Source organism: Streptomyces sp. NBC_01549 (assembly GCF_026339955.1).
Taxonomy (GTDB): Bacteria; Actinomycetota; Actinomycetes; order Streptomycetales; family Streptomycetaceae; genus Streptomyces.
In genome coordinates this window covers 65,545-77,090 of the sequence record NZ_JAPEPW010000005.1, presented here as the reverse complement: position 1 = coordinate 77,090, position 11,546 = coordinate 65,545, and the positions used below count along the sequence as shown (strand labels likewise).

Genomic DNA, 11,546 nt, shown 5'->3' with positions numbered 1-11,546 from the left:
ACCACCCTCATGACCGTTCTTCAATTCGCCCCCGCCTCCAAGGACGACCGTCCTCACGACGACACCGGCCCTGAGCCGATCGTCGCCCTGCACCAGCGGGTACAGGCCTTCGACCTGTCCCAGCGCGAGCAGCAGCGCGACGAAGAGGCCGCCTTCCAGGCCGTCCTGAACGCCGACGCCGTCCTCACCGGCACCATGCCCGACACCCTCGACACCGTGGTGCAGCCCATGTCCTGGACCGGCCACCCGCCCGTCCCGGAACGGCAGTTGATGGCCTCCGCCGTCACCTACCTCGGCTCCGCCGACGGACAGCGCGGCTGGTGGCTCCACTACACCCGCCGCGACGAAGGCGCCGACGAGGACGGCGGCCTGGCCCACGTCCTCACCCTCATCGCCCCCTGCTCCTGCGGCACCTACCTCAGCGTGGAACTGGCCGACGAGGACCACCTGATCGTCCTGCTGGACGAACTCGACACCGACCCCGGCGCCCCCGTCGACTGCGACTACCGGCTGCGGATCCGCGCCAGCAGCTACGCCGACCCCGCCCACAGCAGCGTCGAGCCGCCCCTCTAGGCCCGCTCGCCACCGCCCCGTGCACGGACGACAGCGATGTACTCCGACCCGTGGCTGGTGACCTTCCGCCTGCTGGATGAGGCCGGCACCCGCCACAGCTACGTCATCAAAGACGCCACCGACGCGGTCACCGCCCGCGCCGCCGCCCGCAAGATCGCCGACACCCCGACCGAGCAGGCCGCCCGCCACGGCGCAGCGATCGACCCCCGCTACGACGACGTCCTCGCCCTCAACCCGATCGTCCTGGCCCACACCCTCCACTTCGAGTCCGAGCCCAGGACACCCACCTGAATCCACCCCGGGACGGCCGCCTTCGGCCTGAGAAACCAGCTGGCCGTCCCGGGCCACACCACCCCGCCCTCAGGCGAGAGGAGCACCCTCATCATGCCGTCCCAGCACGCCACCGCCCACTCCCCCAACCCGGCCGCCGCCGCCCGCATGCGCGCCATCGGCCTCAACCGCCGCCGCCCCACACCCCGCCGCGGCCCCAGCTTCAACTGCTCCCGCTGCTCCACCAGCTGGGCCGGCGCGGAAGCCGACTGCTTCTGGTGCGGGCTGCCCGCCACCCAGGAGCACAGCCACCCCGGCGCCGCCCTCCAGCTGCTGCTGATCGCCGTCGGCCGCACCCCCGTCTTCAAGACGGAGCCCGGACAGCAGGAGGAATCCCGGTGACCGTCACGCTCGCGGACGCCCACGACGCTGCGCTGTACGCCCGGGCCCGCCACGAAGCCGTCCCCACCGGCGCCCTCTTCACCGCCCCCCAACGACCGGCACCGATCACACCCGAGCAGCGGCGCCTCAACTTCGAGGCGCTCGGGCAGGCCATCAGCTCCCCCCACCAGGCCGCCCCCGCCGAGCCGAACCCCACCAAGATCCGCGCCCTGACGATCCAGCCGCCCTGGTCGGACCTGATCGCCCTCACCGACGAGGAGATCGCCAAACGCATCGAGAACCGGGTGTGGAGCACCGGCTGGCGCGGAACCCTCCTCATCCACGGCGGCCAAACCATCGACAAGCAGGCCCTGGCCCTGCCCGCCGTACGCGACGCTCTGCCTGACGACTACCAGCCGGTCCAGGGGCACGTCGTCGCCGTCGCCGACCTCGCCGGCGTCCACGCCGACGACGGCGCATGCACCCGCTGGTCCGAACACGGCTGCTTCCACTGGAAGCTCGCCCACGTCCAGCCTCTCGCCGAGCCGGTCCACGCCACCGGATCGCAGCGCCTGTGGAAGCCCAGCCGCACCCTCCTGGACGACATCACCGCCGCCAACCCGCACCTCACCGCACGCCTTGAGGCCGCGGAGTCCCGGTGACCGCCCCGGCCGAACCCACCGTCGTCCGCCACGCCACCGTCCACGGCAGCCGCGGCGACGAAGTCCAGCGGATCGAAGAACTCCTCCGCCTCTCCCACTAACCCCCGGCCGGTCGCCCGCACGCGACCGCCCCCCCCACGGACCACCATCAACACCACAGACAGGAACCGTTCCGTGAAGCTCATCCTGGACCACGCCGACCTCGCCTCCGCCGGCGGCTACGCCGCCCGCAGCCTCCCCGCCCGGCCGGTCGCCCCCGTCCTCGCCGGGCTCCTCTTGGACGCCCGCGACGGCACCCTGCGCGTCAGCAGCTTCGACTACGACATCTCCGCCGACACCGTCGTCCCCGCCACCGTCGCCGACGACGGACGCGCCGTCGTCTCCGGACGGCTGCTGGCCGACATCGTCGCTCGCGTCCGCGGCAACGTGGACCTCGAACTCACCGGCCCCCGCCTGGTACTGCGCGCCGGATCCGCCCGCTTCACCCTGCCCACCCTGCCCCTGGAGGAATACCCGGCGCTGCCCGAAGCCGGCGCAACCTCCGGCACTCTGCCCGGCCCGGGCCTCGCCGAAGCCGTCGCCCAGGTCGCCTGCGCGGTCGGCAAGGACGACACCCTCCCCGTCCTCACCGGCATCCAGCTCCGCCACGACCAGGAAGACGGCACCCTCACGCTGGCCGCCACCGACCGCTACCGGTTCGCCGTGCGCACCATCGGCTGGAAGAACTGCGACCTCACCGCCGACCGCACCGCGCTCGCGCCCGGAAAGCCGTTCCTCGACGCTGTGAAGGCCGCCGCCGACGACACCACCATCGACCTCGCCCTCCCGGACTCCTCCGGATCCAACGGCCTGTTCACGCTGCGCACAGACCACCGCACCACCACCCTGCGCGCCCTGGAAGGCGACCTGCCCAAGTACCAGAGCCTCTTCCCCACCGAGTTCCACCACACCGCCACCGTGGAGATCGCCGCACTCAAGGCCGCCGTCCAGCGCGTCGCCCTGGTCGCCACCAAGGAATCCCCGCTCCGGCTCACCTTCGCCGCCGACAACACGCTCGTCCTGGAGGCAGGCACCAGCGACGAAGCCCAAGCCGTGGACAACGTCGACACCAACCTCGACGGCGACGAACTCACCGTGGCCTTCAACCCCGCCTTCCTCCTCGACGGCCTGGACGCCCTCACCGCCGAATCCGTCGACTTCAACTTCACCACCAGCACGAAACCCGCCGTCCTGCGCGGGCACGGCAGCGACGAGCAAGCGCTGCGCTACCTCCTCATGCCGATCCGGATCAGCTGAACACCCGGCCCCATGTCCGCGGGGAGGCCGGCGACACGTCTGGCTCCCCGCCCACACACCCTGCGGAGACTTGGTGACCCCCACTGCCCTGTACGAGATCGAAACCAACGAGGCCGACGACGGCACGCTCTACCCGACCGAGCACCTGTGGACCCCCGCCGGAGAAGACGCCGAGAAGTGCGGATTCCTCACCCACGCCGACCTGCAGATCAGCGGCCTGGAGGGGCCGTACGGCGACCCGTACCCGGTCGCATTTGTCGCCCTCGGGCACCACGCGTGGTCCGCCATCATCGAAGCCGCCACCGCCTACATGGAGCGCTTTCACGACTGGCGACACCTCCACTGCTACCCGGGTGATGATTCCGGCGAGGCCATCGACCGACTCCCGCGCGCCGTACACACGCACGCGGTGTACCTCCGCCACCCGCACCCCGACCACCCCTGCGGGTGCGAGTGGGAGGACACCTGGCGTCTGATCTACGCCCCGCCCGACGAACCCGGCGCCGTCCCGGTGACCGTCATGCGCCACCCGGCATCCAGGCCAGCCGACACCGCCCTCCCCACCCCGGACCACGGACCCGTGCCCGCGAGCTGGGCGCACTGACCCATATCCCGCCCACTCCGCGTGCGCGGCAACCGCGCACGCGGACACCGCCGACAGAACTACCTCAGTCGACGGATGCGGCCGCGACCGCCGCCCTCACCTCGCACGCCACCCAGCCCACGGCATCAGCCACCAGCCCAGCAAAGGAGTGTTCCGGTGACCGACCGTCCCACCCACCTCAAGCGGCTCCGCTTATGACTGCTCTCCACCGCCTACTGCAACGCCGACTTCTGGACCCAACGCACCGCCTTCCTCACCGACCAGGCCGTGGCCGCACTCGCCCGCCGCGATCCCACCGAAGCCGAGACGCTCACCGAGCGACTGCTCGCACCGGAATTCCTCCACGACATGCAGATCCTCGGCGCCGCGGTAGAAGCCGGCATCGACACGAGCACGTGGGAGCAGCGCCGCGAAAGCGTCCAGCGGTACGCCCGAGAGGCCGACCAACTCCCGCCGCACGTCGACCCGGCCACCGAGGCCCATCGCCTGTGGGCCTCCCTCCTCGGCCATTACCCGCTCATCGCGGCCGCCCTCGCCGAGTACCTCAGCGACTTGCCGGACACCTGGCGCGAGGACCTGTTCACCACCAGCGAGAACAGCCCTGTCCGACAGGCGCCCAAAGAACTCCCCGGCCCGGAGACGGCACCGTACGACCCCACCTCCTGGGAGGACTGCGAGGCCTGCGCCGAAGCCCAGGACCAGTGCCGCTTCCACAAGGGGGTCTTCGCCGGCATGGAGTACCAGGCCGACCTGATCAAGACCGCCTTGACCGACGGCACCACGATCGAGCGCCTTCAAGAGCGCCACGCCGAGCTGGAATCCCTGAGCCGCCGGCCGACGCCCGACGCGGACGCGACCGCCGCCCTCACCTGATCCACCCAGGGGCGGCCGACCCGATCCCGGCCGCCCCGCCCCCGCCTCGTACGGCGGGCCCAGGCCGCTCCCCGGCCCTCACCGAGACGAGCGGACCCGAACCCCGCAGTTGCCCAACCGATGACATCGACCACCAGGAGCCACCCCGATGGCGATCCCCACCCCCTCCAGCGCGCTCACCGTGTCCCAGGCCGTCGCCCTGGACCTCCTCGCCGACGGCATGCCCGCCGACGAGATCGAGAAGCGCACCGAGATCACCCCCGACACCCTCTACCACCTCGCCGTCCAGCAGAACGTCCCCGCACCACACGGCACGATCGAGGGCTACGGCGTCCATCAGGCACGCACCGAAAAGCCCTGCAAGGAATGCGCACCCCTCCAGCCGCGCGTCGAAGCCCGTGCCCGCGCCCAGCAGCGGAAGGCCGAAGCCGCACTGGCCTTCCAGCATCAGGCCCCGCACCGCCGCGGCCGCCGCGCCCTCGCCCGCACCTGACCCCCGGATCGGCCCGGGGCGGCCGTAGACCTCCGAGCCCGGCCGCCCCGGCTGCCTCACTCCCCCTCAACCCCGGTCCGCCCGCCGACCCGGCCCGCGGCGGCAGCCGAACCAGGAGTAAGGAACCCCATGCCCAGCCATCAGCAGGCGAAGCCGACACGCATCCGACGCATGCGCACCAGGGGCTGGCGCGCCGGAACCGCGAGGATCGTCGACCGCAGCAGCCGCTACGGCAACCCCTGGCGCATCGAAGGCAGCGTCCTCATCTGCCCGGACGGCACCACCCAGCAACTGGACTTCCCCACCGCGGCCCGCAAAGAGGCCAGCGCCCGCTACCGCGCCTGGCTGGACGGCGACGGCCCCGACACCTACACCGTCGGCTGCAAGACCTTCGACCGACGCCGTGTCCTCGCCGGCCTCCCCCGGCTCCAAAGCCGCGACCTGGCCTGCACCTGCTCACTGCCCACCAAGGGCGAGCCCGACTACTGCCACGCGACCGTGCTGCTGGAGCTGGCCGCCCTTCCCGAGAGGACCAGCACGTGACAGGCCCGATCCCGATCCCGGTGCCGTCGCCATGCGGCTACCCTGCCGGGACCCTGCACCTGACCATCGACCACGCTGAGCACGCGCGCCGCCAGCAGGCCGGCTCGGGCACATCCGCGACTCGCAGCGCGCCCTGCTCGACACACTGATGGCCCTCCCCGCCGGCATCCCCGTCCCCGTCGACGGCCTCACCGAGCGGCAGCAGAACGACGTACGCCGCGCACCCGACGGCATCCTGGACCTCACCCTCACCCTCGGCCTCGTTACCCGGCACGCCATCCGGCCCTGCCGCGTCGACCTCGCCACCGTCCACGCCACCTGCACCCGCGCCAGCATCGGCGGGGCCAGCTCCTACGCCCCGATGTGCGCCCGCGCCGTCGTCAACCCCACACCACCCCGCCGCGACTACCTGCTGTCCGAGGCGAACTACTGGGGCATCGGCGTCCTTCTCGACCACGGCAAGGGCGAACTCGGAACCCTCGTCGCCCCCGCCCCCTGGCGGCCCAAACGGCACACCCCAGCCGCGTGGCGATTCGCGGAAAACGCGTACGCCTCCTACCTCAACCACGCCCCCACCCCTGAGACGACCACCACCCCCAGCCACACAGGAGACGAAGCCCGTGGGTGACCACACCGGAATCGAGTGGACCGACAAGACCTTCAACCCCTGGTGGGGCTGCGCGAGAATCTCGCCCGGCTGCAGGAACTGCTACGCCGATGCCACCGCCCGCCGCTGGGGCCACGACGTCTTCAACCGCGGCGGCCAGCGCCGGATGCTCTCCGACGCCTACTGGCGCAAGCCCCACGCCTGGAACCGCGAGGCACAGCGCAGCGGCACGCCGGTGCGCGTGTTCACGGCCTCCATGGCCGACGTCTTCGAAGACCACCCCCAGGTCACCGACGCCCGCAAGCGGCTCTGGCAGCTCATTGAGCAGACCCCGTGGCTGCGCTGGCAACTGCTGACCAAGCGCCCCGAGAACATCGCCGCCATGGCGCCCTGGAGCGGCGTGTGGCCCGACCACGTGTGGATCGGCACTTCCGTCGAAGACCAACGCCGCGCCGACGAAAGGATCCCCCTCCTCCTGCAGGTCAACGCCCGAGTGCGTTTCCTGAGCTGCGAACCGCTGGTGCAGCAGCTCGACCTGGAGCCGTACCTTGCCCAGCGGCACCACGTCACTGACCCCTACCAGGACACTCCCGAAGGGGCCGTGGTCGACGGGATGCAGCGCACCGGAGACCAGTGGACCCGCGTCGCCCGAATCAACTGGGTCATTGTCGGCGGCGAATCCGGCCCGAAGGCCCGCACGATGGACCCACAGTGGGCTCGTCACGTGGTCCGGCAGTGCTCTGACGCTGGTGTGCCCGCATTCGTCAAGCAGATGGGATCGACTTTCGGCGAGAGTAAGGGTGCTGACATGGCTACTTGGCCGCTCGACCTGAGAGTCCGTGAGTTCCCCACAGACGGAACGGTGTCGGCGTGACGGAACCCGTGTCGCTCGCAGAGCAGGTCGAGAGCCTTGTCGGCCTTGTTGCGCTTCACCCCCACCGGTAGGGGGCCGATCTCGCGCAGGAAGTGCAGGACGTCGACCTGCCGGGCGATATCCCACGTACCGAGGGGGTTCGGGCAGCCTTTACGGGGCTTAACCCAGTGAACCCGCCCTCCGAACTGGGCGAGCCATCCAATGATGTCTCGGTCCGTGTTGACGATCCGCACCACAGGATCTCCGTTGCTACGGAAGACGATGCTGCCCTCACCGAGAAGCAGCCCGGCGATGACGCCGCGGTCGCGATCAGATTCAACATGAAACGTCCGCCCGCTTAGCGATCGAGACCGACGGATCCCAAGGCGAGCGACGCACTCTCCGACAGTGTCTCGGTTGACCCCGAGCAGGGCTGCGATCTCCCGAGTGCTCAGGCCATCCTCTCGCCAGCCGTAGGTGCGGGGACTTGAGCTGGCGGTCCCGAGAAATGGGGCTTTGTGGCTGAGCACGGTGCTTGTCGTGCGGTGGACACCCCGACCTGCGGGTTTCCACCGGGCGTTGCACGACATCTGTCGCGAGGTTCGCGCAGTACTTGTCGCTTCCCTCTCCACCGATCTGGTCGGCAGGCCGCTGACCAGCAGGTTCGGCATGGGCACCGCCGGTTACGACAGTTGCCCTGCAAATTCGACAGATGCCGCTCAGCCACAGGCTTGTGGGCTCGACTCCCCAATTGTGGAGTCGAGCCCACAGCTCGAGGTGGCTCGATTCACAGAATGTGAATCACCTCAGGCGGGCAGAATCGAGGGCATGGCACGTCCCGCTCGGAGTCGGAAGCCGACTGTCCCCACAAAGCCGCTACTCAAGCAACCCGTCCGGGTCGGCGGTCTCGATACCGCAGCTCTCATCGGAGAGTTGCGCCAGCTACACGAAGAGGCCGAGGACAAGGAGGTCGGCCGGATGCCTGCGGACGAGGAGCTGTTTCGGGCTCTGCTGCACCTTGAGGCCCGCGCTGGAGCTTTGAAGAGCGGGGAGGCGCGCCGCAAGGCCGCGATCACGCGGGTGAAGTTGTGGGAGTACCTCCGCGAACAGGCCGACGTTCACCAGGCGAAGGCCATCGAGGACGCCCGGGCCGCGAACGCAGAGTGGGCCGAACTGGTGCCGGCGCTCGCCGTAAATACCCCGAGCGCTGCCTACAACAAGGCGACGCGTCTACGTGCCGCCGCCCTCACCGACCTTTCCCACGGGGACCGGCCCGTACGTCGCACACCGGAAGCTGTGCTTGAGGTCGAACGGCAGGCCGCACTCCGCGCCGCCGAGGAGCGTCGCGCGCAGAAACACGCTGCGCGCCGCCACGGGCTGGTGGCTCCGGTCGCGCAGCGTCTGATCGAGCACCGGGCAGGCCTGGACGACGACGGGGAGGTCACCTTCTGGTTGGACCAGATCGCCGCAGTACTTCCCCGCTGCAAGACGCCGACCCAACTCGTCAGCGTCGAGACCTACGTGGAAGCCGTGGTCCGCGAACTGAGGAAGGTCGAGCGCGCGACGGCGCGTCCGGCTGCCTCCACCGCGGACGCGCAGCTCGCGTACGAGGCCGCGGCCGACCTCGTCGCCAGATGACGCCACGCACGAGAGCAACCTACGTGAAGGCCGCGGTCCGCGAGATAGCCAAGGCCGAGCGTGGCAACCCACGCTCGGCCTGCATGACGGAGGCAGCAGCGCTCGCCTACGCGGCGGCGGCTGAGCTCGTTTCGCGGAGCTGATGGTTGAGGACTATCAGGACTGCCCCGTCGGTACCTTCGCGGTCCCTTCCCAACTGCGGCAACGAACTGCGCCCTTCAACCGGACCGACCTTGAACTCGGCCCGGCTGAAGGCAACGACGTTGTGCCTGGAGATGACGGGTACGCGACCGCGTCTGAACTCGGGTTCCACTACAACCCGCTTGGGCCGTGCTGCATTATCTGCACATCGGCTCACTGCAGGAACCGATCCGAGCTCACAAGAGGCCGAGCAGCCACCGGGCGATACCGGCGCCGACCACCGTGGCCACGCCCTTCACGAGCCCCTCGACCACGGGATGGCCGCGGCTCTCATGCCCCCCTCGAGACTCGGGGCCGGTCCGGATGACGCGCTCCTGGTCACCAGCATCCTGCGCGCTGACTGCTTCAGTGCCGCCTGCCTCTTCGTCGGCGCTCACGACGGCGTGTTTGTCGACAGTGGGCCGTTTCTCCTGATCAGCGCACCCACAGTCCTTGTCATTCATCACGGGTCTCCTCGCTTCTGCCTCCGGCCCCTGCGGCCGACTGCCGAGAACGACTTTCCTGCGATCCGCCCGTGCTGTTTCCAACTACCGGGCACAGCGGGCAATACGCCCGTACCCTCCTGCTCACAGGCCTGCCCGCACCGCCCGGAGCGGGCAGCGGGCACCACCGCGAGGGATCCGTGACAGCAAGCACATCCGTGTTCCACCAACAGTTCGAATCACTGCACGACCGAGCCGTTGAGAAGCGAAAACGGCAGGCAAAGGTGAGCTCGAAGAGGGAGCTCGCCGACGAGGCCAGCAAGTTCATGGGCGGAACCATCCACAATCAACTCGTCGGCAAGTGGTTGAAGGGCGTGGCTCCGAGCCCAGCAAAGAGTGATGCAGTGGTAGCCGTGGTGCAGACGCTGTTCAGGTGGGCGGAGGAGCCCTGGAACCATTCTCGTGAACGCTGTTGGCGAGACTGGATTGAAGGCGCCACCCAGCCCCGCGCGGAGAGCGCGGTTGCGAAAGCTGTACAACGCCGCTGCGTTAGGGATCTTGAGGTGGTGGCAACCCCCGCCTGAACAGTGGAAACGGGACCCCTGGTAGATCAGCTTGTGTCGAGCAAGGTGATCATCAAGACCAGGAGTCCCGTTGCTGGAGAAGTCTGTCATCACGCGCACGATCGAGACTGCCCGGGGCGTGTTCGCGCCGGGGCATCTGGGCGAGTTGACGCAGATCGTGGACTTCGCGCTGGTGGACGCGGTACTGGAGGAGACCCGCGCGCTGCAGCGGCGGGTGCGTCTGCTGCCGGCGAGGGTGGTGGTGTACTTCGTCCTCGCGCTCGCTCTGTTTGAGGACTGCTCCTATCGGGCGGTGTGGGGCAAGCTCACCGCCGGGCTGGTCGGACTTCCGCTGGTCAGCCCGCATGCCTCCTCGCTCTCGCGGGCCCGGCGCCGGCTGGGCGCAGAGCCGCTGCGGGTGCTGTTCGAGACGCTGGCCGGGGCCGTGGCGGCCAGGAGTGCTCCGGGCGTGTGGTGGTGCGGGATGCGTACGGTCGCCTTCGACGGCACCGGCCTGCAGCTGCCCGACCGCGCCCCGGTCACCGGCCGTTTCCCCAAGCGCAGCGGCGCGGTGCGCGAGTTCGGCTACCCGCTGATGCGTCTGGTCACTCTGGTCGAGACCGGCACCCGCGCGATCATAGCCGCCGCGTTCGGACCCGAGAGCGACGGCGAACTCCCTTATGCCATACGCCTGTTGGACCGCCTGGAGGCGAACATGCTGGTGCTGGCGGACGCCGGGTTCGACGCGATCGGTTTCCTGCGCGGCATCCACGCCACCGGCGCGCAGTTCCTGGTGCGCTCCTCGGCCACCCGCCGCCCGCTCGTCCAGGACCGCCTGCCGGACGGCTCGTATCTGACCCGCCTGTCCGCGCCCTACCGGACCGGACACGGCTACGGCCTGCTGACCGTCCGCGTGATCGAGGCATGGATCACGGTGAAACTGGCGGACGGGACCGTGCGCCGGGAACAGTGGCGGCTGATCACCAGCCTCACCGACCCCGCCCTGCACCCCGCCAGACGCCTGGTGACGCTCTACCACGAAAGGTGGCAGGCGGAAACCTGCTACGCAAGCGTGAAGGCGACCCTGCTGGACGGCCGCGTCCTGCGCTCCGGACACCCCGCCGACCTGGACCAGGAGGTCTGGGGCATCCTCACCGTCTACCAGGCCCTGATCCACACCGCCGCGGACGCCGCCACCCACCGTCCGGGCCTGGACATGGACCGGCTCAGCTTCACCGTCGCCCTGAACGCCGCCCGCGACCAGGTCACCACCGCCTCCGGCATCCTTCCCTCCGGCACTGCCCAGCTGGTCGGCACCATCGGCCGCGCACTGCTCGACAACCTCCTGCCGACGCACCGCCGCCAGCGCCTGAAAGCCCGCAGCCTCAAGAGCCACAGCAAGTACGCCCCGAACACCGCCCAACACCCCGCCACCGCCCAGACCTACACCTTCCACACCGAGATCGCGATCATGGAGAAGGGGCTTGCGCCCCGCTCACATCGGTAAACGCAACGGCGTTGGAAAGCTGTAGGCAGACTGATCACCGAGTTGGACAACCCGTTCGAG

16 protein-coding genes are annotated in these 11,546 nt (G+C 69.7%); 15 read left to right on the top strand and 1 reads right to left on the bottom strand.

The genetic code is table 11. The features are described from left to right. Nucleotides 1–9 precede the first annotated feature (9 nt). The 13 genes from OG819_RS55205 (at nt 10) to OG819_RS55145 (ending at nt 8,793) form a co-directional block, all read left to right on the top strand. Nucleotides 10–573, top strand: a complete 564-nt coding sequence (locus OG819_RS55205) for a hypothetical protein (protein WP_266657633.1) — start codon at nt 10–12, stop codon at nt 571–573. Between the two features lie 36 nt (nt 574–609). Next, a complete protein-coding gene (locus OG819_RS55200; RefSeq protein WP_266657631.1) occupies nt 610–864 on the top strand; it encodes a hypothetical protein in 255 nt (84 codons plus the stop codon). A gap of 93 nt (nt 865–957) precedes the next feature. Continuing rightward, nucleotides 958–1,245 carry a hypothetical protein gene (locus OG819_RS55195; protein WP_266657629.1) on the top strand — a complete coding sequence of 96 codons (288 nt, stop codon included), beginning with the start codon at nt 958–960 and terminating at the stop codon, nt 1,243–1,245. Next, nucleotides 1,242–1,886: a hypothetical protein gene (locus OG819_RS55190; protein WP_266657627.1), complete on the top strand. Its 645-nt coding sequence runs from the start codon at nt 1,242–1,244 to the stop codon at nt 1,884–1,886. Before OG819_RS55195 ends, OG819_RS55190 begins: the two co-directional genes overlap by 4 nt. 174 nt (nt 1,887–2,060) lie before the next feature. Further along, complete coding sequence (gene dnaN, locus OG819_RS55185; protein ID WP_266657624.1) at nt 2,061–3,182, top strand: DNA polymerase III subunit beta; 1,122 nt, start codon at nt 2,061–2,063, stop codon at nt 3,180–3,182. Nucleotides 3,183–3,255: 73 nt separating this feature from the next. Further along, a complete protein-coding gene (locus tag OG819_RS55180; protein WP_266657620.1) occupies nt 3,256–3,786 on the top strand; it encodes a hypothetical protein in 531 nt (176 codons plus the stop codon). A 267-nt stretch (nt 3,787–4,053) separates the two neighbouring features. Further along, a complete protein-coding gene (locus tag OG819_RS55175) occupies nt 4,054–4,659 on the top strand; it encodes a hypothetical protein (RefSeq protein ID WP_266657618.1) in 606 nt (201 codons plus the stop codon). A gap of 148 nt (nt 4,660–4,807) precedes the next feature. Further along, nucleotides 4,808–5,152, top strand: coding sequence for a hypothetical protein (locus OG819_RS55170; RefSeq protein WP_266657616.1), 345 nt, complete (start codon nt 4,808–4,810; stop codon nt 5,150–5,152). Between the two features lie 129 nt (nt 5,153–5,281). After that, entirely contained in the window at nt 5,282–5,695 is a 414-nt protein-coding gene (locus OG819_RS55165) for a DUF4326 domain-containing protein (protein ID WP_266657614.1), read from the top strand. A 148-nt stretch (nt 5,696–5,843) separates the two neighbouring features. Next, on the top strand, nt 5,844–6,323 hold the full coding sequence (locus OG819_RS55160) for a hypothetical protein (protein WP_266657612.1): 480 nt from the start codon (nt 5,844–5,846) through the stop codon (nt 6,321–6,323). Next, entirely contained in the window at nt 6,316–7,176 is an 861-nt protein-coding gene (locus tag OG819_RS55155; protein ID WP_266657610.1) for a DUF5131 family protein, read from the top strand. The genes OG819_RS55160 and OG819_RS55155 overlap by 8 nt, the downstream gene beginning before the upstream one ends. 92 nt (nt 7,177–7,268) lie before the next feature. Continuing rightward, complete coding sequence (locus OG819_RS55150) at nt 7,269–7,517, top strand: hypothetical protein (protein WP_266657608.1); 249 nt, start codon at nt 7,269–7,271, stop codon at nt 7,515–7,517. Nucleotides 7,518–8,088: 571 nt separating this feature from the next. Then, entirely contained in the window at nt 8,089–8,793 is a 705-nt protein-coding gene (locus OG819_RS55145; protein WP_266657606.1) for a hypothetical protein, read from the top strand. A 377-nt stretch (nt 8,794–9,170) separates the two neighbouring features. Here OG819_RS55145 and OG819_RS55140 read toward each other — a convergent pair whose 3' ends face one another. Continuing rightward, a complete protein-coding gene (locus OG819_RS55140; RefSeq protein ID WP_266657604.1) occupies nt 9,171–9,437 on the bottom strand; it encodes a hypothetical protein in 267 nt (88 codons plus the stop codon). Between the two features lie 179 nt (nt 9,438–9,616). Between OG819_RS55140 and OG819_RS55135 the strand changes: the two genes are divergently transcribed. Both OG819_RS55135 and OG819_RS55130 read left to right on the top strand, forming a co-directional pair. Further along, on the top strand, nt 9,617–10,000 hold the full coding sequence (locus OG819_RS55135; protein WP_266657602.1) for a hypothetical protein: 384 nt from the start codon (nt 9,617–9,619) through the stop codon (nt 9,998–10,000). A gap of 70 nt (nt 10,001–10,070) precedes the next feature. Next, nucleotides 10,071–11,486 (top strand): IS4 family transposase, encoded by a 1,416-nt coding sequence (locus OG819_RS55130; RefSeq protein WP_240362811.1) that lies wholly within the window; start codon nt 10,071–10,073, stop codon nt 11,484–11,486. The last annotated feature ends 60 nt before the right edge of the window (nt 11,487–11,546 follow it).

Excerpts from the sequence above, each read along its gene's own strand:
- OG819_RS55195 (WP_266657629.1), top strand. The coding sequence starts at position 958 with ATGCCGTCCCAGCACGCCACCGCCCACTCCCCCAACCCGGCCGCCGCC.
- OG819_RS55160 (WP_266657612.1), top strand. The coding sequence starts at position 5,844 with ATGGCCCTCCCCGCCGGCATCCCCGTCCCCGTCGACGGCCTCACCGAG.
- OG819_RS55205 (WP_266657633.1), top strand. The coding sequence starts at position 10 with ATGACCGTTCTTCAATTCGCCCCCGCCTCCAAGGACGACCGTCCTCAC.
- OG819_RS55140 (WP_266657604.1), bottom strand. The coding sequence starts at position 9,437 with ATGAATGACAAGGACTGTGGGTGCGCTGATCAGGAGAAACGGCCCACT.
- OG819_RS55200 (WP_266657631.1), top strand. The coding sequence starts at position 610 with ATGTACTCCGACCCGTGGCTGGTGACCTTCCGCCTGCTGGATGAGGCC.
- OG819_RS55170 (WP_266657616.1), top strand. The coding sequence starts at position 4,808 with ATGGCGATCCCCACCCCCTCCAGCGCGCTCACCGTGTCCCAGGCCGTC.
- OG819_RS55165 (WP_266657614.1), top strand. The coding sequence starts at position 5,282 with ATGCCCAGCCATCAGCAGGCGAAGCCGACACGCATCCGACGCATGCGC.